General features: G+C 64.1%; 22 protein-coding genes and 3 pseudogenes. 20 read left to right on the top strand and 5 right to left on the bottom strand.

Annotation, left to right across the window (positions count from 1 at the left end; all coding sequences use genetic code 11):
* Positions 1–90: 90 nt before the first annotated feature.
* From ACWDTI_RS14755 to ACWDTI_RS14745, 3 genes are all read left to right on the top strand, one after another.
* The gene (locus ACWDTI_RS14755) at positions 91–1,182 is read left to right on the top strand and encodes a tartrate dehydrogenase (protein WP_449738844.1); all 1,092 of its coding nucleotides are present in this window, start codon (positions 91–93) and stop codon (positions 1,180–1,182) included.
* Positions 1,183–1,290: 108 nt separating this feature from the next.
* Complete coding sequence (gene dctA / locus ACWDTI_RS14750) at positions 1,291–2,760, top strand: C4-dicarboxylate transporter DctA (protein WP_449738843.1); 1,470 nt, start codon at positions 1,291–1,293, stop codon at positions 2,758–2,760.
* A 148-nt stretch (positions 2,761–2,908) separates the two neighbouring features.
* The gene (locus ACWDTI_RS14745; RefSeq protein WP_449738842.1) at positions 2,909–4,057 is read left to right on the top strand and encodes a glycerate kinase; all 1,149 of its coding nucleotides are present in this window, start codon (positions 2,909–2,911) and stop codon (positions 4,055–4,057) included.
* A 256-nt stretch (positions 4,058–4,313) separates the two neighbouring features.
* Here ACWDTI_RS14745 and ACWDTI_RS14740 read toward each other — a convergent pair whose 3' ends face one another.
* Entirely contained in the window at positions 4,314–4,880 is a 567-nt protein-coding gene (locus ACWDTI_RS14740; RefSeq protein WP_449738841.1) for an SDR family oxidoreductase, read from the bottom strand.
* Between ACWDTI_RS14740 and ACWDTI_RS14735 the strand changes: the two are divergent.
* Positions 4,853–5,257 (top strand): annotated as a pseudogene (locus ACWDTI_RS14735) (IclR family transcriptional regulator); the annotation flags it as partial. The gene ACWDTI_RS14740 and the pseudogene ACWDTI_RS14735 sit on opposite strands and share 28 nt — an antisense overlap.
* Before the next feature lie 302 nt (positions 5,258–5,559).
* On the opposite strand, the gene ACWDTI_RS14730 reads toward ACWDTI_RS14735, so the two are convergent.
* Positions 5,560–5,952 (bottom strand): VOC family protein, encoded by a 393-nt coding sequence (locus tag ACWDTI_RS14730; protein WP_449738840.1) that lies wholly within the window; start codon positions 5,950–5,952, stop codon positions 5,560–5,562.
* A gap of 156 nt (positions 5,953–6,108) precedes the next feature.
* Between ACWDTI_RS14730 and ACWDTI_RS14725 the strand changes: the two genes are divergently transcribed.
* The 10 genes from ACWDTI_RS14725 (at position 6,109) to ACWDTI_RS14680 (ending at position 12,748) form a co-directional block, all read left to right on the top strand.
* Positions 6,109–6,483 (top strand): hypothetical protein, encoded by a 375-nt coding sequence (locus ACWDTI_RS14725; protein ID WP_449738839.1) that lies wholly within the window; start codon positions 6,109–6,111, stop codon positions 6,481–6,483.
* 430 nt (positions 6,484–6,913) lie between these two features.
* Entirely contained in the window at positions 6,914–7,534 is a 621-nt protein-coding gene (locus ACWDTI_RS14720) for a TetR/AcrR family transcriptional regulator (protein ID WP_449739046.1), read from the top strand.
* 181 nt (positions 7,535–7,715) lie between these two features.
* Positions 7,716–8,195 (top strand): nuclear transport factor 2 family protein, encoded by a 480-nt coding sequence (locus tag ACWDTI_RS14715; RefSeq protein ID WP_449738838.1) that lies wholly within the window; start codon positions 7,716–7,718, stop codon positions 8,193–8,195.
* A gap of 34 nt (positions 8,196–8,229) precedes the next feature.
* Positions 8,230–9,579 carry a flavin monoamine oxidase family protein gene (locus ACWDTI_RS14710; protein ID WP_449738837.1) on the top strand — a complete coding sequence of 450 codons (1,350 nt, stop codon included), beginning with the start codon at positions 8,230–8,232 and terminating at the stop codon, positions 9,577–9,579.
* Positions 9,580–9,603: 24 nt separating this feature from the next.
* Positions 9,604–10,107 carry an FAD-dependent oxidoreductase gene (locus ACWDTI_RS14705; protein ID WP_449738836.1) on the top strand — a complete coding sequence of 168 codons (504 nt, stop codon included), beginning with the start codon at positions 9,604–9,606 and terminating at the stop codon, positions 10,105–10,107.
* Positions 10,014–10,913: a flavin monoamine oxidase family protein gene (locus tag ACWDTI_RS14700; protein ID WP_449738835.1), complete on the top strand. Its 900-nt coding sequence runs from the start codon at positions 10,014–10,016 to the stop codon at positions 10,911–10,913. The genes ACWDTI_RS14705 and ACWDTI_RS14700 overlap by 94 nt, the downstream gene beginning before the upstream one ends.
* Before the next feature lie 259 nt (positions 10,914–11,172).
* Positions 11,173–11,646 (top strand): SRPBCC family protein, encoded by a 474-nt coding sequence (locus ACWDTI_RS14695; RefSeq protein ID WP_449738834.1) that lies wholly within the window; start codon positions 11,173–11,175, stop codon positions 11,644–11,646.
* A 442-nt stretch (positions 11,647–12,088) separates the two neighbouring features.
* Complete coding sequence (locus ACWDTI_RS14690; RefSeq protein WP_449738833.1) at positions 12,089–12,217, top strand: hypothetical protein; 129 nt, start codon at positions 12,089–12,091, stop codon at positions 12,215–12,217.
* Positions 12,218–12,221: 4 nt separating this feature from the next.
* Positions 12,222–12,449 (top strand): ribbon-helix-helix protein, CopG family, encoded by a 228-nt coding sequence (locus tag ACWDTI_RS14685; protein ID WP_449738832.1) that lies wholly within the window; start codon positions 12,222–12,224, stop codon positions 12,447–12,449.
* A complete protein-coding gene (locus ACWDTI_RS14680; protein WP_449738831.1) occupies positions 12,446–12,748 on the top strand; it encodes a toxin in 303 nt (100 codons plus the stop codon). The genes ACWDTI_RS14685 and ACWDTI_RS14680 overlap by 4 nt, the downstream gene beginning before the upstream one ends.
* Before the next feature lie 798 nt (positions 12,749–13,546).
* Here ACWDTI_RS14680 and ACWDTI_RS14675 read toward each other — a convergent pair.
* Positions 13,547–14,781, bottom strand: a pseudogene (locus ACWDTI_RS14675) (IS701 family transposase).
* Positions 14,782–15,072: 291 nt separating this feature from the next.
* Here ACWDTI_RS14675 and ACWDTI_RS14670 point away from each other — a divergent pair.
* Positions 15,073–15,249, top strand: a complete 177-nt coding sequence (locus ACWDTI_RS14670; RefSeq protein WP_449738830.1) for an SDR family oxidoreductase — start codon at positions 15,073–15,075, stop codon at positions 15,247–15,249.
* Positions 15,250–15,593: 344 nt separating this feature from the next.
* Here ACWDTI_RS14670 and ACWDTI_RS14665 read toward each other — a convergent pair whose 3' ends face one another.
* Positions 15,594–16,475 (bottom strand): LysR family transcriptional regulator, encoded by an 882-nt coding sequence (locus ACWDTI_RS14665; RefSeq protein WP_449738829.1) that lies wholly within the window; start codon positions 16,473–16,475, stop codon positions 15,594–15,596.
* Positions 16,476–16,691: 216 nt separating this feature from the next.
* Here ACWDTI_RS14665 and ACWDTI_RS14660 point away from each other — a divergent pair, with 216 nt between their 5' ends.
* From ACWDTI_RS14660 to ACWDTI_RS14645, 4 genes are read left to right on the top strand one after another with little or no spacing between them, the layout of a single operon-like run.
* Positions 16,692–17,261, top strand: a complete 570-nt coding sequence (locus ACWDTI_RS14660; RefSeq protein ID WP_449738828.1) for a cupin domain-containing protein — start codon at positions 16,692–16,694, stop codon at positions 17,259–17,261.
* A 28-nt stretch (positions 17,262–17,289) separates the two neighbouring features.
* Positions 17,290–17,799, top strand: a complete 510-nt coding sequence (locus ACWDTI_RS14655; RefSeq protein WP_449738827.1) for a VOC family protein — start codon at positions 17,290–17,292, stop codon at positions 17,797–17,799.
* Positions 17,799–18,566, top strand: coding sequence for an SDR family NAD(P)-dependent oxidoreductase (locus tag ACWDTI_RS14650; RefSeq protein ID WP_449738826.1), 768 nt, complete (start codon positions 17,799–17,801; stop codon positions 18,564–18,566). The genes ACWDTI_RS14655 and ACWDTI_RS14650 overlap by 1 nt, the downstream gene beginning before the upstream one ends.
* Positions 18,567–18,588: 22 nt before the next feature.
* On the top strand, positions 18,589–19,353 hold the full coding sequence (locus ACWDTI_RS14645; RefSeq protein ID WP_449738825.1) for an SDR family NAD(P)-dependent oxidoreductase: 765 nt from the start codon (positions 18,589–18,591) through the stop codon (positions 19,351–19,353).
* 131 nt (positions 19,354–19,484) lie between these two features.
* On the opposite strand, the pseudogene ACWDTI_RS14640 reads toward ACWDTI_RS14645, so the two are convergent.
* Positions 19,485–19,914 (bottom strand): annotated as a pseudogene (locus ACWDTI_RS14640) (type II toxin-antitoxin system Rv0910 family toxin).
* A gap of 354 nt (positions 19,915–20,268) precedes the next feature.
* On the opposite strand from ACWDTI_RS14640, the gene ACWDTI_RS14635 reads away from it, so the two are divergent.
* Positions 20,269–20,559: a 2Fe-2S iron-sulfur cluster-binding protein gene (locus ACWDTI_RS14635; protein WP_449738824.1), complete on the top strand. Its 291-nt coding sequence runs from the start codon at positions 20,269–20,271 to the stop codon at positions 20,557–20,559.
* Positions 20,560–20,824: the final 265 nt, after the last annotated feature.

Here is a 20,824-nt window from a genome sequence, read left to right as displayed (position 1 = left end):
CGGATCGGGTTCTGGTCTTGGACGCGGCGCGGGGTGTGGCCCGTTAATGGATGTACGAGACAATGTGATCTGCACGACATCGGAGGAATCATGACCCGCACATTCACCATCGCATCCATTCCCGCCGACGGGGTGGGCAAGGAAGTCGTCGCGGCCGGCCGCCGCGTGCTCGACGTCCTGGCCACGCAGTCGGCTGGCGGGTTCGCGTTCGATTGGCAGGAATTCGATTGGGGTTCGGAGTATTACGACCGTCACGGGGTGATGATGCCTGCCGATGGACTCGACACGCTTCAGCCGTTCGATGCCATCTACTTCGGGGCCGTCGGCTGGGAGAACGTGCCCGACCACATCAGCCTGTGGGGATTGCGCCTGAACATCACCCAGAACTTCGACCAGTGGGCCAACGTCCGCCCGGTGAAGTTCCTGCCCGGCGTCACCTCCCCGTTGCGCAAGGCCGACGACACCGAACTCGACTGGGTCGTCGTCCGGGAGAACAGCGAGGGTGAGTACGCCGGGCTGGGTGGCCGCAACCTGTCGGGCCGCGGACCGGGCAACGAAGTGGCACTGCAGACCGCGCTGTTCACCGAGAAGGGCTGCGAACGGATCATGCGGTTCGCCTTCGACCTGGCGCGCACTCGCACGGTGAAGAAGGTCTCGAGCGTGACCAAGTCCAATGCCCAGCAGTACGGCATGGTGCTCTGGGACGAGGTCTTCAACCGGGTCGCGCTGGACTATCCGGATGTCTCGACTGAGAGTGTCCTGGTCGACGCGATGAGCGCCAAGTTCATCCTGCATCCGGAAGACCTGTCGGTCGTCGTCGCGTCGAATCTCAACGCCGACATCCTCTCCGACCTTGGATCGGCTCTGGCCGGCAGCCTCGGTGTGGCCGCCAGCGCCAACCTCAACCCCGAGCGCCGCTTCCCGAGCATGTTCGAACCCGTCCACGGCTCGGCTCCCGACATCGCCGGTCAGGGCATCAGCAACCCGATCGGCGCCATCGCCAGCGCCGCGCTGATGCTCGATCATTTCGGTCTGCACGACGAGGCCCGCCGCGTAGAGAAGGCCATCGAAACCGCCACGGCCGGTGGCAGTCTCACGCGTGACATCGGCGGAACGTCGAACACCGACGAGGTCACCGACGCCATCGTCGACGCTCTGCAGCGCGCGCTCACGCCGGCCTGATCACCGACTCTGGTCGGGTTCGGCGGCAGACCACACCGAACCCGACCAGCACCACCCACCCGACGACATCGACCCCCCACCCCCCACAAACCCGCAGAGGTGATCCTCATGGACCTTTCGGCCACCGCCGGCGACTACCGACCAGCGACGACAAAGAAACGTTGGTACAAACAGCTGTACTTCTGGGTGCTGCTCGCCATCGTGGCCGGCATTCTGGTCGGCTGGCTCGCCCCGGCCGCCGGCATCGCGATGGAACCGGTCGGCACGACGTTCATCACCGCGATGAAGATGCTGATCGGTCCGATCGTGTTCCTGACCATCGTCGGTGGAATCGCCAGCGTCGCCGATCTCAAGAAAGTCGGACTCACCGGAGTCAAGGCGCTCACCTACTTTCAGGTCGGCACGATCATCGCCATGGTGACCGGCCTGGTGGCGATCAACATCTTCCGGCTCGGTGATGGTGTCAACGCCGATGTCAGCCAGATCGAACCCAGCGAATCCGCCGAAAAGCTCATCACCACCGGCGAGACCAAGCAATGGTGGGAGTTCATCACCCACATCGTGCCCGAAAGTGTGCTCGGCCCGTTCGTCGAGGGAGACATTCTCCAGATCATCTTCCTGGCAATCATTTTCGGTGTCGCGCTCAATGCTGTCGGGCAGATCGCCGACCCGGTCCGCCGGGCCGTGGAGATCCTGACCGCGGTGGTGTTCAAGGTTTTGAGCTTCATCATGAAACTCGCACCGCTCGGCGCGTTCGGTGCGATGGCGTATGCCATCGGCAAGTACGGGGTCTCCACACTCACCAGCCTCGGCAGCCTCATCCTGTTGTTCTATGTCACCTCAGCGTTCTTCGTGATCGTGGTCCTCGGTTCGGTGATGGCGTATCTGCGCCTGAACATCTTCCGGATGCTCGGCTACTTCAAGGAAGAACTCCTGCTCATCCTCGGCACCTCGACCGCCGAGCCCGCCCTGCCCGGTTTGATGCGCAAACTCGAATACGCCGGTGTCAGCAAACCGACTGTGGGTCTGGTTGTTCCGACCGGCTACAGCTTCAACCTCGACGGTGCCGCCATCTACCTGTCACTGGCCGCGCTCTACCTCGCCCAGGCCACCAACACCGATCTGTCGATCGGACAGCAACTCGGACTGCTCGCCGTCATGCTGCTGACCTCCAAGGGTGCGGCCGGTGTCGCAGGCGGTGGATTCATCGCCCTGACAGCCACCTTGAGCACCATCGGCCACATCCCGGCGATTGCCATCATGCTCATCTTCGGTATCGACAAGTTCATGTCCGAATGCCGCGCCCTGGTCAACTTCATCGGCAACGCCGTGGCCACCCTGTTCGTCGCCAAGTGGAACCACGAACTCGACACCGACCGGGCCCGACGGGTCTTCGCCGGCGAGGTATTGCCACCGCCGCAGGGCGTCGTCGAGGACGACTTCACCCGAGAGATTCTCGAACACAACGACCCGCAGCGTGACCACGACGCCGCCCCGTCCACCGGGGAACTCGACGCGATCACCGATCCCGACGACGCATCCGACCGAGTCCTGACCACGCCACGCACCATCCGCTGACCATCTCAACGGACGGGGCCACCCCCGCTCGTTGATCTTGTCGAAACGACGCACTCCCCTCGCTCGTTGAGCCTAAATGTCGAAACGACGCACTCCCCCGCTCGTTGAGCCTGTCGAAGCGACGCCCGTACCCGAGAAAGGCAGATCGATGAGAGTGCTTGTCGCACCGGATAAGTTCAAGGGTTCACTGACCGCGCACGAGGTCGCCGCGTGCCTGTCACAGGGACTCTCATCGGTCGGCCACACCACCACCGACCTCCCGCTCGCTGACGGCGGCGATGGGAGCGTCGACGCCGCCATGGCCGCCGGATTCCGGCGCCATCCGGTCACCGTCACCGGCGCCGACGGCGCCCCACGCACCGGGTCGGTCGCCATCGGTGGAACCACCGCCGTCGTCGAGATCGCGAACCTGTGCGGACTGGCCACCCTGCCCAGCACTGCACTCCGACCGCTCGACGCCTCCAGCCTGGGCCTGGGCCAAGCCCTGAAGTACGTACTCGCCGAAGGAGTCGATACCGTCGTCCTCGCACTCGGCGGTAGCGCGAGTACCGACGGCGGAACCGGTCTCCTGCATGCACTCGGTTACCAATTCCGCGACGCGACAGGCGCTCTCGTCGACCCCGGCGGACGCCACCTCTCCAGAATCGCCGCGGTGACCGCCGAAGACGCAGTAGATCTCGCCGGAGTGCGGATCATCATCGCCGGTGACGTGACCAATCCGCTGACCGGCCCCCACGGCGCAGCTCACGTGTACGGGCCGCAGAAGGGCGCCGACGCGGAGATGGTCCGTCACCTCGACACCGGACTCGCACACCTCACCGCGGCGTTGGCCGCCTCAGGATTCCCGACCGCGCCGACACTCGCCCAACAATCCGGTGCGGGCGCCGCCGGTGGAATCGGCTTCGGCGCACTTCTCCTGGGAGCCGACATGACCTCCGGCGCCGACTACTTCCTCGATCTCCTCGACATCGATCACCATCTCGCCGCCGCGGACCTCGTCATTACCGGCGAGGGCAGCATCGACGATCAAACAGAGCAGGGAAAACTGCTCGGTGTACTCGCAGAGCGCGTGCGCCCGCTACCACTGATCGCGGTCGCCGGACGATCCACTCTGCCCCGATCGCGATGGCAGAAAGCAGGTTTCACCGCGATTCACACCCTGGGTGAGCACACCGGACTCCCCACGGTTGACAATCCGGACCTGACCGCGTCCGTCCTCACCACGATCGGACAACAGATCGGACTGGAGTACGGCGCGAACGCCCATAGCACCGCCCTCTCCCCCACCACTGCCTGACGGATGCCAATTCCGTTGAACCACAACCACTCACCGCGCCTCAGTGAGAGGCGAAGCGAAGGACCAAGTGACACATGACCCGTCGAACCAAGATCGTGTGCACCATGGGACCGGCAATCTCCGACGACACCAGTATCAAGAGCCTGGTCGGCGACGGCAGTCTTGAACCGAATCCGGCCGGCGATATTCACCTCGAATGGCAAGCCGCAGGTCAGTCCGTCGGCGTTCGTCACTCCCCTGCTCGTTCACAGCACCGTCAGCGCTTGATCAGCATGCCCGCGTCGATCGGCAATGCTGCGCCGGTGATGTAGCGGGCCTCGTCGGAGCAGAGGAACGCCGCGGCGTTGGCCACGTCGATCGGTTCGACCCACGGCACCGGGAGGACGTGGCCGGACTGGCTGGCGGGAGCGAAGTCGTCACGAGTCGGCTCGTCGAGGTCCGGGCGGAAGAGCTTGTACATGTCGGCGTGCATGATCATCGTCGTGTCGACTTGCGTCGGCATAAGACCGTTGACGCGAATGTTGAACGGTCCCAGCTCATTTGCGACGGTCTTTACCAGCCCGAGTACGCCGTGCTTGGCGGCGGTGTAGTGCGCGAGGTTGGCCGGCCCCTGGACGCTGGCACACGAACAGGTGAGGATGATCGACCCCGTGCCGCGCTCGAGGAGGAAGGGCACCGCAGCCTTGACCGTGCGCCACACGCCCGAGAGGTTGATGTCGATGGTGTCGGCCCACTCGTCCTCGGAGATGAGATGCCCGGGAGCGAAGGCGGCGATGCCGGCGTTGGCGACGACGAGGGCATCGGCAGGCTGCGACGCCGTCACGGATCGGTGGGCGAATGCCGCTGCACTGCACCGCAATCGGCAAAACCCTGCTGGCCTTCAGTGACGCGGGACTGCGCGACGAGGTGCTGGGCCGCCCGCTCGTCCGACGGACCCGACACACGGTCATCGCACCGGGGACCCTGCGCACCCAACTCGACCGCATCCGAAATGACGGTGTCGCTTACGAATTCGAGGAATCGGCGACCGGCGGGGTCTGTGTCGGGGCGCCGATCTGGGAAAACGACAACCTCATCGGAGCAGTGAGCGTGACCGGACCCTCGCACCGATTCCGCCCACAGGCATACGCCACCCATGTTCGGGCAGCGGCCGACAACATCGGACACGCCCTCACGCGACGCGATGAACTGCGAAGCTGAGGTCGTGGTCCGAAACCCCACCACCCACGGGGCTTACCCCTCGGAGATGTACGCCGTTGACTTCATCCTGCTGAGCGTCCCGGTCTGCGGTGGTCTCTACTCATCACAGCGCATGGGCCGACCTTGAGCGGGAGGGCTGCGACCTATAGTGCCGATCAGGCCCATGCAGAAGTGGAGTCAGTTGGACAGACTTCGGCGCCTTCGAGATCCAGCCAGGATGGAGAGCCCCAGTTCAGATGCTGGCCAGGACGTGGAAAAGACTTGTCGCGGTGGGCAATCCGCCGTTCTCGGGAACTACTGCTTCAGCCTTTGATCTGCGCGATCTGGATGAGGTTGCCGCACGTGTCGTCGAGTATCGCGATCACAGCAGGTCCGACATCCACCGCGGGCTGGGTGAACGTGACCCCCAGTTTGACGAGGCGGTCGTACTCGGCCTGTGCGTCCTCGACGGCGAACTGCGTGAACGGAATACCGTCGGCGACGAGCGCCTCCTTGAAGGGGCGCGCCGCGCGATGTCCATCGGGTTCCAGCAGCAGTTCCACCCCGTCGGGATCCTGTGGCGACACCACCGTCAGCCATCGATTGTCGTCGCCCATCGGGATGTCGGTCTTCTTCACGAAGCCGAGAACGTCGGTGTAGAAAGCGAGTGCCTTCGCCGGGTCATCGACCAGCACGCTCGCCGCTGTGATGCGCATGTTTGTCGCTGTCTCCTTTTCGGGCCGGTGATGAATCGAATCTACTGGGTCGGCCCGCGTCTGTTTTCGGCATCGGTTGAACTGCGTCACCGTACGAGGGCGCGAAGGCGCCATTCAGGCAGTGCTTGCGGGTGTGTTGGCCTGGTTCACAAAGGGATGACTGGCAGCGTCTGCAATCTTGGATTGATTGTCGCCGAGCAGTTCTCGCGCCCTTTCCTGTTCTGGATCGCGCCGCCGAAGACGTCGTCTTCGATGTATCGGGGTAGCGTGTCCGCTGCTTCTCGTGTTGTCCAAAACCTGGTTGCAGTCCGGACTCCGGTACCGATGGTCGACGACGATGCGTATTCCGATGATCAGATCCCAAGGCTCGTCGTGGAGTACACGCCGGGAAAAGCGATCATCATGCAGCGCGCCTTCACTGATCACGTCGACGTCGATTCCGAGCAGGTCGCGCAGTTCGGACATCAGGATGCCCACCTCGCCCAGGTGGGTGTCCGGGAGAAAGGTGACTCTGCGGCATCAATGGCTTGAGGATATACCAGTCGTGGCATATCCCGTCCGGTTGGTGACTCACAGGACGCACTCCCCTTCTGAAAGTTCCTCCGCCCGTTGTCCGTTCGCCTTGACCTTGCACGGGGAGGAAGGACGGACAACGGGCGGACGAACTTCGCGGAACCGGGTGAATGTTCGGCGAGGGGTTGTGGCGGCCGCCGCATCAACCCAAACCGCCACGACCCACCGATTGTCCGGCGACCTCGGTGTCTTCGACAAAGTCGCGATGGTGATAGCCACCGCATCACCGCTCGGGGTCATGGGTGGTGTCGCTGCCTTCGCCATGAGCTACGGCAACGGCTACGGCATCGATGCGCGATTTGATCCGCTCCGGCGACGACGCGCTACCGCTCAACTCCGACGTCACGTAATAGTCTGGAAGTCCGTGGCACGACGAGAGGACATCCGCATGGCACGCGTCGAGGCGTCGGTTCGCAGTCGGCAGTTGGTTGCGGCAGCCCGTGAAGTGTTGGCTCGCGATGGCGTCGCGAACACTCCCCTGCGCGCGGTTGCCGCCGAAGGTGACGTCCCGCTCGGCACGCTGCAATATGTGTTCCCCTCGCGGGAGTTGTTGCTGCGCGCCGTGATCGAGGACGTCGTGACCGAGATCGGCGAGGTGTTCACCAGTTCTGCGCCGACCGGTGAAGGACTCGCCCATGCGATTCGCGAAGGGGTACGCGCCTTCTGGAAGGAACTCGTCTCCAACCGGGATCTGCAGATCATGCAGTACGAGCTGACGATGTACTCGCTGCGCACCCAGGGGCAGGAACAGTTGGCCCGCTGGCGGTACGAGTCCTACGCCGACGTCGTGGCCGCCTGGTGCACCGAGGCCGCCGAAGCCGCCGGTGAGGTGTCGGCGATTCCTCTCCCGCAATTCGCCCGAATCATGGTGGCGTGCATCGACGGCCTCATCTTGCAGTACGTCTGCGATCCAGACGATGCGCGTGCCGAGGACGACCTGGAGAAGATCATCGAGATGCTCGTCGGACTCGCCGCGCCACGGCCCGCGACGACCCGAAAGAAGCGCTGACACCACCAGCCTGTCGGCATGGTGTCCGCCCCCGGGCGGCGTGGCCGGTTCGGCGAGTTTCACCCGACCCCTTGCGGAACCTCGTCGACCTCTTTATCCTCGAACTCAGTCAGTTGTATGACTGAGAACTTCGACAGACGAGCGCACCGGAGGTGCCCGGGTCACGGAAGGTTCCACCGAGATGACCAAGCCCGACAACCTCGCACTCCGTCCGCCGGCCCAGCAGTTCCTGGCCGATGCACAGCGCATCACCAACGAGGGACTCGTCGACGAGCTGCTAGTCAGGTTCGCCGACGATGCGGTGGCGGAGTGGATCATGGACGGTGCCGCGGACACCTACCGCGGTATCGATCAGATCCGTGCGGCCGCCACCGAACTGTTCGACGTCTGCCACACCCTCGGCCTGCGGGTCCACAAGACACTCGAGTGCGAGGGCGCCGACACCCTCGTGTTCAGCTGGACCGGCGGATTCAATGGCGGCACAGGGCAATTCGGTACGGAGATCTGGACCTTCCGGGGCGGACTGATCGTCCGCCACCAGATGTACAGCTACCTCGACGTCCGCCCCAGCACCTCCCCGCTCGCCGCACTGCGCCTGACCGCCACCGCGCCCAAGGTCGTCGGCGCACTCCTGCGCTACCGCCTCAAGCACCGTCGCTAGACCCCGGAAACCCAGTTCCACAAGGAGATCCATCATGAACCACGTCGACGTCGTCATCGTCGGAGCCGGACTGTCCGGGCTCTCAGCAGCCCGCCGACTCACCCAGGCCGGAAAGACCGTGGCCGTCCTCGAAGCGCGCGACCGGGTCGCCGGCCGCAACCACGGCGCCACCTTCAGCAACGGAGTTCCGATCGAGATGGGCGGCCAGTGGGTCGGACCCACACAGGATGCCGTGCTGGCCTTGATCGACGAACTCGGCCTCAAGACCTACCCGTCCTACGACAGCGGCGAGTCCATCACCTACTACGACGGGACGGTCCACCGATACGCCGACGAGAGCTTCGGCCTGTCCGACACCGACGCCCTCGAGGTCGGCCGGATCTGGGAGTCGATCACCGTCCTCGCCGACAGCGTGGACCTCGCCACCCCGTGGACCACCACCGGCGCCGAGGACCTCGATCGGCAGACCTTCGACCAGTGGCTCGTCGGTGAAACGAGCAACGACGTCGTCATCCGATTCTTCCGGCTCGTCGTGCCGGCGCTGTTCTCTGCGGAATCCCACGAGCTGTCGTTGCTGCACTTCCTCTTCTACATGAAGTCGGGCACCAGTCTCGAGGTCCTCATCTCCACCACCGGTGGCGCGCAGGAATCTCGCGTGATCGGCGGCACCCACCAGCTCTCCGAACGCATGGCCGCCGACCTCGGCGACGTCGTCCGCCTCAACACCGCTGTCACCGGCATCACGCAGACCGACCGCGGAGTGGTCGTCACCTTCGACGGCGGCGAGATCTCCGCCGCCCATGCCGTGGTCGCCATCCCGCAGACCCTGGCCGGGCGTCTGCGCTACTCCCCGCCGCTGCCCGCCACCCGGGATGCGTTGACCCAACAATTCCCCGCCGGATCGGTCATCAAGGTCAACGTCGCCTACCCGACACCCTTCTGGCGCGAAGAAGGACTCAACGGATTCGTGATGAGCCTCGACGACGCGTTCAACGTCGTCCTCGACAACTCACCGCACGACGACTCGTGCGGCGTGCTCGTCGGCTTCCTCGAAGGCCGCCATGCCCGCGCCGCGGCCGAACTGGCCGCCGAGGAGCGACGGGACCTGATCCTCGGCGCCCTGGTGAAGTACTTCGGCGAGAAGGCCGCCGAGCCGCTCGAGATCCTCGAATTAAATTGGAATGCTGAGGAATTCACCCGAGGCTGCTATGGCGGCCGACTCGCCGCCGGGGTGTGGACCAACTACGGCAAGGCGGTCGCCGCGCCCGTCGGACGTATCCACTGGGCCGGTGCCGAGACCTCTGATGTGTGGAACGGCTACATGGACGGGGCGATCCGGTCCGGATATCGCGCCGCCGCGGCAATCCTCGACAGCGACAACTGACCCCCGAGCATGAAGCGAGCTCCGATGGAAGCCACGAGTTCGACACTCCCCCAGCACGCCGAAGTAGTGGTGGTCGGTGCCGGCCTCGTCGCCGCGGACGAGTTGCACCGCAGGGGAATCGATGTAGTCGTGCTGGAGGCGGCGGACCGGGTCGGCGGGCGGGTGATGGTCGAGACCACGGCCCTCGGCTCGGCCGTGGACCTCGGCGGCCAATGGATCGGTCAGGGCCACCACCGGTTCGAGGCGCTGGCGGCAGAGTTGGGCGCGACCCCCTTCCAGATGCGCAGCCCGAAGGCGCCGATGATGGCCGACAGCTGCTTGACGATCAGCTCAGTATCCCCCGCGATGCTGGCAGCCAATGCTGCGCTGGTGGGATTCGAACTGGCCTCGCATCTCCCTGCTCGGGACAAACAGAACTCGACGACCCTGCGTCAGTGGCTCGACGTGTCCCGTCCGCGCGAGCACGCCGCATCCTCGAGGTCGTCATCGCCGCGACCTGTTGTGCCGGGTCCGACGAGTTGTCGGTGACGGCATTCCTGGAGCTGATCCGCGTCTCGGGCGGGCTGACGACCATGATGAAAACAAGCGGCGGCGCACAAGATTCGCTGCTCGTCGAAGGAGCCGGGGCGCTCGCCGACCGCCTCGCCGAACGTCTCGGCGCGAGGGTACACCTCGGTTGCCCGGTCACCGCGATCGCTCAGCACGACGGTGAGGTCACCGTGACGACCAAGACGGCGACGATCACTGCCACAAAGGTGGTGGTGACCGTACCACCCCCGATGGTCGCCGGGATCAGTTTCGATCCACCGCTGCCAGAAGGTCGAAACCGTCTGCAGCGCAACATGTTCATGGGTGCGGTGTACAAAGCGTTGGCCGTCTACGACGCGCCGTTCTGGCGTGAGCGAACCGACGCGGAGATGATCGTGCTGGGCGACCCGGGCTGCGCCGTCTTCGACTCGTCGCCACCCGGCGGTCCCGGTCACCTGACACTGCTCGTGGGCGGCCCCGAAGCCCGCCGCATCGGCGATCTGCCTGTCGAGGAACGCCAGAGTCTTCTGTTCGATCAGCTCGAACCCCACCTCGGCGCCGACGTGCGGCACCCCACCGACTGGCACGAGAAGGTTTGGCATGCCGACACGTTCGTCGGTGGTGGCTACGCGGCCCTGCCGGTAGCCGGGACCCGCGAGGGCTTCTACCCGGTGGCGCACTCCCCGACCGGTGACATCCACTGGGCCGGAACCGAAACCGCTGCCGAGCACGCCGGCTACATCGAAGGCGCCATCGAGTCCGCCCAGCGTGTGGTCGCCGAGCTTGGTATGCGTCCCGCCCCTTGAGCTTGTCGAAACGGCGCGACTGTCCCGCCCCTTGAGCGTGTCGAAAGGGCGCGACTGTTCCGCCCCTTGAGCTTGTCGAAAGGGCGCGACACGTCCCGGCTGGTTCCTGAGTAGGGGCGACTTGTGTCCCCGGCTGAAAGTTCCTCCGCCCGCTGTCCGTTCGCCATGACCTTGCAAGGGGACGATGAACGGACAACGGGCGGAGGAACTTCGGGAGAACTGTCCGCCGCATCACGACTGAACAGGGCAGACTATCGATGTGACGACAGATGCATTCGATCGGGACCTCGACGGCGAGATCACGATCCGGGCCACCCCGGATCGTGTCTGGCAGTTGCTGAGTGATCCACGCACAATGCCAGACGCCAGTCCCGAGTTGTTCGCGATCACCCGCCGCCGAAAGGGACCCTTCCAGGCGGGTGAAGCCTACCTCGGCTGGAACCGGCGTGGCTTCATCGTCTGGCCGACCATCAACCGCGTCGTCTCGGTGGTCCCTGGACAAGAACTGTCCTGGCACACCAAAACCAGTGGGGCAATCTGGACATACCGCATCACAATGGACGGGGCGTCGACGATCCTGCGCGAACACCGTCGCATGCCGGACGGGATGCCGTGGATCGCCCGCGTGTTCGGCGGCCTCCTCGGCGGTCCCGCGGCCCACGCCGATGAGCTCGAGTCACACATTTCCGACACCCTGCAGCACCTCAAGAGTCGGGCCGAATCAGAACGCTGATTCCGAACCTCGAGACCGCCAGTCACTCCGGTCGAGTAGCTCGACAGGGAGAGGACATCATCTCGATCATGGCCAGTGCGCGGCGACGACGATGGCCGACCGGTTCTTACCGCGGAGCGAGTCGCGCTGCACGCCTCGGAAGTGGCGTTCGCCGGTCATGACACGACGGGCCCAAGCCCGTATCGGCGTGCAGACATTGTTCGAACGGCTGCCCGATCTGACCGTCATTCCTGACCGACCGCTTGACTTCGCGCCGCTGGTCATCCTGCCCAAGCGGAACAGCTTGTGGGTCCGCTTGGGTCGGCGCGGTGGCCTTCATGGCGCGTCACACCACCGGATTCTTCTGTGTGGCAATGGAGTCAGACCGGTGTGCCCAGCTGCAGCTACCGTCGTCGAGGACTGCTCCGGGACACGACAACGGCACACCTGACCATCGGCCGCCGTGGACGCCGTGCAGGAGATCGGCACCGGCGTCTCGGCCGCCGATCGCGCGCGCACGGCCATTCTGAATCCGGAAGAGCCGTTCTCCTCGCTCGTTCGCAATACACTTGTCCTACTAATGGTAGGATGAGCATATGGCGAAGGATAAGGTGTCGATCACTGTGGATAGCGTGGTCTTGGCAACGGCCGACGCCGATGCCAAGGCGGCGGGCCTCAACCGTTCAGAATTGATTGAGCGTGCGCTGCGGAACGAGCACCTCAGAGTTGCGCTCAAGGCGTATACGGAACACACGGTTCCGGCCCTGAATATCGACCAGTACGCCGACGCGATCTACAATGCGAACAAGGCCGCCGGCCTGTGATCGTCCCCGGCGATGTCTCGCCTCGTCGTGACGTCAGCCAGGAAATATTCGTTGCGGTGTTATCGAACTCCATTCACCTCGCAGCAGACACCGGGCGGATCATCGTGTGCCCCTTCATTCCCGGCCCGATACCGGAAGGTGCGATGACGATGGTCGTCCCGGTTCCCGAACCCGAGGGCGTGATACTTCCCGAATTGGTGCAATGGCTTCCCGTCACGGCCATCGATGAGTCGATCGGCAACATCGGTTCCGACGCGCTCCAACAGTCTGTAGCGTTGGTGACCGCTCTGGTCACATGACCGACGCTGACATCGCGTCGGGCTGTATCTTTGCGCAGAAATACGTTGCCGCAGAGTGATTGCACTGGCCTGGATTCTCGGCTACCAAGTCGCGCTCTGGCCCCCGACACCCTGATTGTCAAATGCGCCGCAGGCTTGCCGACGACGTCGCGACAGTCTGCGACCTCGACATCGTTGCGAGCGCCGAACATTCGCGACTGATTTTGAAAAGAATCCGGAGCCACGAACTTTCACCCTAAATGGCGAGCCGCAGGTCGGAGCGTCGCCGTTCGCCACTCCCCCTGCTCGTTCACAGCGAGTGTCGATGATCGCCGAGATTGGCGAAACTTCATCGAGCACGAAGGCCGCCTCGTTGAGAGAAGACGGGCTTGTCGCTGGCCCCTGCTGTCGCGGGGGCACGGGGCAGCACATCGTCATGAACGCTCATTTTGGCGACCGTCGGGGTCCGTCTCCAGCACCCCGGGTTGATCCCGACGGGCTCATCGACCGACTCGACAGCGACACCGCCTCTTGCCCATCACCCGCATAACCAATTCGGTCCCTCGCGGTTTCAGCGGAACTCCCAGGCGGTGATAGTGATCGGTTGGCACCTTCACCGTCACCGTCTGGGCCTCCATTTCAGGTTCAACACGACGAACACAACGGGGACTCTTTTCTGGCCACCACCGGGGACCTCGACCTGGCCACCACCGGGGACCTCGACCTGGCCACCAGCGGGGACTTTCTCATGGCCGTTCACAGCTTTTCGGCCGTCAAGAAACAATACAATCGGTCTACTACTACAGCCGTAGATCGGGTTCATTGTTGTTGTGACCTGCGGTTTTGATGGTATTGCTGGGCTCGTCGTTGATGTCGCCGTCGCCAGAGTGACCAGTCGAGGAGGCGGGTGGCGGTGTGTAGCGGCGTCAGTACGAGCGCGACGAACAGTCGTCGAAACTCGTTGACGCTGAGTCGGATCAGGTTCGTGTTCGGCTGTTCTCGGGCGCGTTGGGTGGCGGTGATGACGGCGAGGAACGCGTGGGCGAGCAGGACCAGGATGGTCCAGCGGTGCCAGGACGTCCAGGTCCGCACCTGGTGCTGGTCGAGGCCGGTGAGCCCTTTGCTGGTCTGGAATGATTCCTCGACGGTCCAGCGTCGGCCCGCGACGCGCACCAGCGTGGCCAGGGTGACCGGGTGCGGGCTGTAGCAGCGGTAGTAGGCCAACTCGCCGGTGGCGTCGTTGCGGCGGATCAGTAGCGAGCACTCGCCGGTGCTCGGTGCTTCGGTGGAGGTGATCCACGCCCACGAGCACAGCCGTTCGCCCTTGGCTCCGTGTCCGGCCGAGAGCCGCTGCCAGGCCCGCTCGGTCAGCGTGTCGGCCAGCTCCGCAGCCCGCAGCTCGGCGTGGGTGGGGATGCGACGATCACACGAGATGGCCAGCACGTAGCCGATCTGCCGCTGCTGCAGCATCGTTCGCAGTGTCGGATCGGCGCCGTACACCTCGTCAGCGGCGACCCAGCCCGCCGGTATCTGCGCATCGAGAGCGCGTTCGATGAGGGTGGCGGCAGCGCTGGTTTGGTCGCGAACCCGATATCGGTGGGCACGCCGGCGGCGGTGCAGCGGTCGCGGTCGGCGGTCCAGCTTTGTGGCAGGTAGAGGGCGCGGTCGATGAGTGCATGCCCTACCGAACTCGTGTAGGTCATGTAGACCGCGACCTGGCAGTTCTCGATCCGCCCGGCAGTGCCCGAGTATTGACGTTGCACACCAACAGTTTTGGTGCCCTTCTTCAGGTCGCCGGTTTCGTCGACGACGAGTACCGCGTCGGGTTCGCCGAACGCGTCGATCACCATCGCCCGTAAGTCGTCGCGGATGTCGTCGGCGTCCCATTTCGCGCGGGACAGCAAGTGCTGCAACTTGTCCGGGCTGCTGTGCCCGGCCAACTCAGCCATCGTCCAGCAGTTCTTCGTTTCCATCGACGAGAGCACCCCGAGTACGAATGCGCCGGCGTTGCGGGCAGCCTCGCAGCGCGCGAAATGCGGAGCAATCATGTCCATCACCGTGTCCAACCGCGTCCGCCACTGCTCATGGTCTACTCTCAAAGCCGCGGCTGCCGCGGGCGTATTTGTTGTCTTCACAAACCACGAATCATGCCCCGGCAACCGCTCTGACCAGTGCAAACACGCCGTCAAAACTCAGAATCCGCTATCTACGGCTGTAGTACTACAGCATCTCCAAGGGCGCCGCGGCCAATCTCACCCGCGTCCTGGCAATCGATCACGGCCAGAACAAGATTCGCGGAAACGGTAATCTGCCCCACGCATGCCAAGACCGCGCTGACCCGGGAAGTGTTAGACGACAAGGACTTCGACACCTTCACCGAATCGATCCCGCTGGAATGGCGGGGCGAGGTCGACGACATCGACAATCTCGCCGTGTTCCTCGCCTCCGACGAGTCGAGCTACATCCACGGCGACCTCATCAAGGTCGATGGCGGCGAAACCCTCTGCCGCTACACGGTGTAGGCGGCCGGTCGGGCGGCGGCACCCACAAGACCGCCGCCCGACGCGATACAGGGCATCGACATTCGCTTCCTCGATCCAGGCCACGTGGAACCTCCTCAGGCCCCTCGGCCGGAGCTGCGCTGACCGAAGCCCGCGGGCGGGGTTACGCGATCGTCGTCAGAGAATGTTTCGCCAATGCGCGACGCGCCCCGGGAAGCAACCACTCCTCGACCGGCGTGCAACGGGCCGCACGAATCGCCAACGACCTCGGGGTGGGCATCGACCAACTCGGCGAGGTGGCCGAGCCTCCTCTCGACTACTGGGCGGAGCGATCTGCGCGGCCGTAGGCCTGACCGACCACGCGGTCATCGCGCGACCGACAGTGCGAGTTCTTCGAAACGCTGTACGAGCGGGTCGGTGTTGTCCTTGCGTGCGGCCAGGAATACATGTGTGGGTGGCAGGTCGACGATCTCGACGAATCGGACGCCGGGGTGGGCATAGAAGCGTGAGACCGATGCCGCCGTGATCGCGATGCCACGTCCGGCGGCGCAGTAGTCGAGCATCTCTTCGACGCTGGAGATCGGTGGTCCGAGGCGTGCGGTACTGCCGTCGGGTCGCGGATTGACCAGCCAATAGTCGATCCATTCCGGGCTGCCCGTGGCGCTGGGCAGGAAGCGCTCTCCGGCAATGTCGTCGAAGTGCAGGCTGTCTCGTGCCGCGAGCGGATGGTCGACGGGCAGGATCACAACTCGCGCCTCAGTCAGGACGGTCGATTTCCGCAAGTCGGGGACGGGTGCCGGATCACGGATGAAGGCCACGTCAACCTCACCGTCCACGATGACCTTGGTCTGCTCTCCCCAATCCACATATCGGAGACGGATATCCACGCCGGTGAGCGCCTCTTCGGCCGAGCGCAGGATCGTCTGGGTCGAATCACCGGCCCCGGTGGCCATGTACCCGATCCGCAGCACCTTCTCGTCTCCTGGGTCAGTGCGCGCCCAGACCGCGATCTCGTCGGCGGCGGCAACCATCGCGCGTGCCAACGGAATGAGTTCGATCCCTTTGTCGGTGAGCTCGACACTGCGCGACGTGCGGTGCAGCAGTTCGGTGCCGAGGGTGGACTCGAGGTGCCGGATCTGCTGGCTCAGTGCGGGGCTGGTGATGTAGAGCCGCTCCGCGGCCCGCCGGAAATGCAACTCTTCGGCGAGGACCAGAAAGTACCGCAGTACACGGGGGTGGACGTCCATAGCGCTACCAGTGTGCGCGGAAACCGCATCCCGGGCCATGTTTTCGTCGGATTGACCGGTCATCGATAAGCATCACTTACCGGACGCACCGAAAAGCGAACTGGTGTTGGGAGCGAGGGTGCGGCACAGTGGTGTGTGTCACAGACGACCATTCGGTCGGTTATTCACCAACGTTGTGACACAACAGAATTCACTACCAGCCCAAGGATCTCCACGATGACTGCACTCGATGACGCCCCCGCCACCATCACCCCTCGGAACCCGCTGTTCTGGATGACCAGCCCCGGTAACACCCCGAAAGGTGACCGCCGCGACTTCTACCGGATGGAGGAAACGGAGTGGACCGACTGGCTGATGCCCGGAACGCGGTACAAGTTGCTGTACTGCAATCTGGTGTCGGGGGCCTTCACCATCCTGCTGCAGGTCGATCCGAACATCGAGGCCACCTCGCACTGGCACGTCGGCAACCTGCAGGTCTACATCCTCGATGGCGGTTTCTACTACTACGACGGCACCGTGACCATCGACGGCGAACGCATCGAGGACCGCGGTACACCAGACTCGTTCACCGTGGAAACCGCGGGCACCATTCACCAGCCGTTTGCCACCGACACCGGCTGCCTGATGCTCGCGGTGTTCGACGGACCGATCGGCGGCTACACCGAGGACGGCCAGCTCGCGGTGATGGGTGACGCCCGCCTGCACTACTACATGGCCAAGGACAACGATGCCGTGCACAACACGCAACTCGTCGATTACAGCTACGGCTCGACCGACTTGCAGTGAGTGGAAGCCGAACACGCAAAGGACCTTCATGACAACACAATTGCCATCACCACCCGCTTTCAACCATGTCGGCATTTCGGTCCCCGATCTCGACGAGGCCATCACCTGGTACCGAGACGTCCTGCGGCTGACGGTCCTCGGCGGTCCGATGGACATCGGTAAGGACGACGAACCCTTCGGTGAGGTGCTATCCGACATCTTCGGTGTGGACTGGGCCGGATTGCGGGTCGCATTCCTGGCCACTGCCGACGGTGTGGGATTCGAACTGTTCCAGTTCACCTCACCCGTCACACCCGACGCGGGCGAGGTCGAGTACTGGCGACCCGGGCCCTTCCACCTCTGCATCACCTGGCCCGACGTCGGCTGGATGGCTGAGCACATCACCGCCCATGGCGGCCGGCAACGCAGCAAGGTTTGGACGCTCTTTCCGGGTCGCAGCGTCGTTTACTGCGAGGACCCCTTCCACAACATCATCGAGATATCCTCTGGCACTTTCGATCAGACGTGGGCCAACCGCATCACTGAGGAGGCAGCGTAATGACCGGATCTCATGACCTGACCACCAAAGCGGCGATGGTCACCGGCGGCGGTGGCGGTTTCGGTCGTGCCATCTCGCTCAAGCTCGCCGAAGCCGGCGCTGCGATCGCCGTCGTCGATCGAGACAAGGACACTGCGCAGGCCACTGTCGACGCCGTCCGGGGGGCCGGTGGCAGCGCCGAGGTGTTCGCTGTGGACCTCACCGATGCCCATGCCGTGCACGAGATGGTGCGATCGGTGGTGACCACGTTCGGCGGTCTTGACATTGCCGTCAACAATGCGGGCATCGGTGGGGAGATGGTACCGCTGGCCGACTATCCACTCGAAGCGTGGCATCAGGTGATCGATGTCAATCTGAACAGCGTCTTCTATTGCCTGCGTGCCGAGCTCGCCGTCATGGCCGAGGCCGGACGAGGTGGATCGATCATCAACACCGCCTCGATCATGAGTACGGTGGCGATGCCGACGATCAGCGCCTACGTGGCATCCAAGCACGCCGTCCTGGGCCTGACACGGTCTGCCGCTGTCGAATACGGGCCACACGGTATTCGTGTCAACGCGGTCGGTCCGAGTTTCTCGCGTGTCGGCTTCACCGCCGACAAGATCTCCGACGACGACCAATGGACCGCGATGGCCGCCCAGCACCCGCTCGGCCGCACCGCACGACCCGAGGACATCGCCGACACGGTCGCCTACTTGGCCTCCCCCGCATCAGCTTTCACCACCGGCCAGCTACTGCTGGTCGACGGCGGATACACCGCACAATAATCAGACGATAAGGACAACCACCATGACAGCAGACAGCATCGACCGGGTCGCGATCGTAACCGGCGCCGGCGGCGGAATCGGCTCCGCCACCGTCCGCCACCTCGTCCAGCACGGAATCCGCGTCGCAGCAGTCGATCTCGATGAGACGGCAGTCAAGGAGCTCGCCAACGACGTCGGGCAGATGTGTGTCGGTATCGGAGCCGACGTCTCGACCGTCGAGGGAGTGCAGCACTACGTCGACACCACGATTGACCACTTCGGTCGAATCGACTTCCTGCACAACAACGCCGGGGTGGAGGGGCGGGCGACCGCCATCGATGACAGTGATCCGGCGGAGTTCCACCGGGTCCTCACCATCAACGCGGAGAGCGTCTACCTGGGCATGCGGGCGGTGCTCCCTCACTTCTATGACCGTGGCAATGGAGCGATCGTCAACACGGCCAGCCAAGCCGGCCTGGAAGGCGTCCCGCTGTTGTCGGCCTATGTCGCCAGCAAACACGCCGTCGTCGGGCTCACCCGAAGTGCAGCAAAGGAAGCCGGCCCGCGCGGTGTCCGCGTCAACGCCGTGGCCCCCGGCCAGATCGCGACACGGATGATCGAAAGCCTCGAAGAACAATGGGCGCCCGGAGCCGCCGATCAAGTGCACGAACAACTCGTGTCGCTGATCCCGCTGGGTCGATACGGCACACCCGACGAAGTCGCTCGCCTGGTCGGCTGGCTGTTCTCCGACGACGCGTCCTTCGTCAACGGCGCCGTGTACACGATTGACGGGGGAACAACAGCCTGAGAGTGCCGGAGTCGCAAAATTGCCTGACAACACAATATCGTCGTACACAACATGATTCACCTACCGAGCATCCGGCCGTTCAACCGATGTCCACGAAACGGATTGAATCCCAGGCGTTCGCGAATTGTCTGTCATCGCAGAGCGGCGAGGTTCTCGATCGACTTGTGGACGTCGGAGGACAATATCCGCGCCACAAATCGTCCGATCGGACCGTTGAGCACACCGCCGCCGATGTCCGCACTCAAGTCGAAGTGGCTTCCGTCGATCACCGGGGTCACCGTCATCGACAGAGCAATGTGGACCGCGCCGCGGCCGTGACCGGACAGGGCGATCACTTCGGCTTCGTCGTATTTGGTGACGGTCCAATGGATGACATTCCGGAACCCCTTGACCTATATCAGCGATGCCACTTGGGTTCCCCCCGCCGATCGACTCCGGAACCTGTCCCTTCCGCCTTCCGAAGATCGTCATCCATTCGGAGAATCTCGCCAGATCCGACGCCAACTGCCACGCGGCTTGCGGTCGGAGTTCTGAATCGATCCCGACGTCTATTTCCGGCATCGTCGATGTCGCTTTCTCCTCGATCGCGCACGGTGAGGCACCTGTTCTGGACCTCGTTCCCCTCCGAACGTGGATGCAGCGGCACCGACCCGCACTCCGGCAGGATCCACGACATGGTCGGCGGCGCGGACCGGACGGTCGATCAAGGTTCCGCGAGCGCAGCCGCGCACAGAGACTGACCGGCCAATGCCTAATAGTCGACCTCTCGTCGCCAGGCAACCGCTGGGCGGCTTTGTGCGACAGTTGCTGCACGCGTAACAGGGTGCTGTGGGTGTCTGTGGCGATCCGCGCCTACGCCGATGCGTTCGCCCTGTGGTGGGCGCGGAACGCGTCCACCGGGAAGCCTTCACTCCCGTGGAGGTCGACACGTCCGGCGACACGGTGTTCACCGTCGAACTCGCCAGCGGCGAGGTGTTCGAGATCCCCGCCGATCGATCCATTCTCGACATACTCGAAGAGGCCGGATGCGACGTCTTCCGATCGTGCGGCGAAGGTATCTGCGGCTTGTGCGTCTCCGGGGTCGTCGCCGGCACACCGGATCACCGCGACACCTGCCTGTCCGCATCGGTGAAGGCCAACAACGAGGAGATGGCGCTCTGTGTATCCCGGTCGCTCAGCGATCGACTCGTCATCGAACTGTACTGAGCCGATCGGCGAGTCGCTGTCCCGGGCGTGGCCGCCGACGCATCGACTGGAAGATGCCCTGTTGCATCGAAGGCTGAATTGCAGTGGTGAACTACTGCGCTTCGCGCACTGCATATCGGCGACGATTGTGCAGGGAACACGGAAAGTGGTCGGCTCAATTCTGTTCCCCTGACCGGACTTCCGCAGTTGGTAGGCATTTTGGCGTTGCCGCTGAGCTGAATGCGCAGGTGAGAGCGGTGAGGGGTGCCCGAAAGCGCGAATACTT

Source organism: Gordonia sp. NPDC003424 (assembly GCF_053588655.1).
Note: the sequence above shows the minus strand (reverse complement) of the source record. Positions and strands in the feature narration are given on the sequence as shown.

Excerpts from the sequence above, each read along its gene's own strand:
- ACWDTI_RS14755 (WP_449738844.1), top strand. The coding sequence starts at position 91 with ATGACCCGCACATTCACCATCGCATCCATTCCCGCCGACGGGGTGGGC.
- dctA (WP_449738843.1), top strand. The coding sequence starts at position 1,291 with ATGGACCTTTCGGCCACCGCCGGCGACTACCGACCAGCGACGACAAAG.
- ACWDTI_RS14745 (WP_449738842.1), top strand. The coding sequence starts at position 2,909 with ATGAGAGTGCTTGTCGCACCGGATAAGTTCAAGGGTTCACTGACCGCG.
- ACWDTI_RS14730 (WP_449738840.1), bottom strand. The coding sequence starts at position 5,952 with ATGCGCATCACAGCGGCGAGCGTGCTGGTCGATGACCCGGCGAAGGCA.
- ACWDTI_RS14725 (WP_449738839.1), top strand. The coding sequence starts at position 6,109 with ATGACTGGCAGCGTCTGCAATCTTGGATTGATTGTCGCCGAGCAGTTC.
- ACWDTI_RS14720 (WP_449739046.1), top strand. The coding sequence starts at position 6,914 with ATGGCACGCGTCGAGGCGTCGGTTCGCAGTCGGCAGTTGGTTGCGGCA.
- ACWDTI_RS14715 (WP_449738838.1), top strand. The coding sequence starts at position 7,716 with ATGACCAAGCCCGACAACCTCGCACTCCGTCCGCCGGCCCAGCAGTTC.
- ACWDTI_RS14710 (WP_449738837.1), top strand. The coding sequence starts at position 8,230 with ATGAACCACGTCGACGTCGTCATCGTCGGAGCCGGACTGTCCGGGCTC.
- ACWDTI_RS14705 (WP_449738836.1), top strand. The coding sequence starts at position 9,604 with ATGGAAGCCACGAGTTCGACACTCCCCCAGCACGCCGAAGTAGTGGTG.
- ACWDTI_RS14685 (WP_449738832.1), top strand. The coding sequence starts at position 12,222 with ATGGCGAAGGATAAGGTGTCGATCACTGTGGATAGCGTGGTCTTGGCA.
- ACWDTI_RS14665 (WP_449738829.1), bottom strand. The coding sequence starts at position 16,475 with ATGGACGTCCACCCCCGTGTACTGCGGTACTTTCTGGTCCTCGCCGAA.
- ACWDTI_RS14660 (WP_449738828.1), top strand. The coding sequence starts at position 16,692 with ATGACTGCACTCGATGACGCCCCCGCCACCATCACCCCTCGGAACCCG.
- ACWDTI_RS14655 (WP_449738827.1), top strand. The coding sequence starts at position 17,290 with ATGACAACACAATTGCCATCACCACCCGCTTTCAACCATGTCGGCATT.
- ACWDTI_RS14650 (WP_449738826.1), top strand. The coding sequence starts at position 17,799 with ATGACCGGATCTCATGACCTGACCACCAAAGCGGCGATGGTCACCGGC.
- ACWDTI_RS14645 (WP_449738825.1), top strand. The coding sequence starts at position 18,589 with ATGACAGCAGACAGCATCGACCGGGTCGCGATCGTAACCGGCGCCGGC.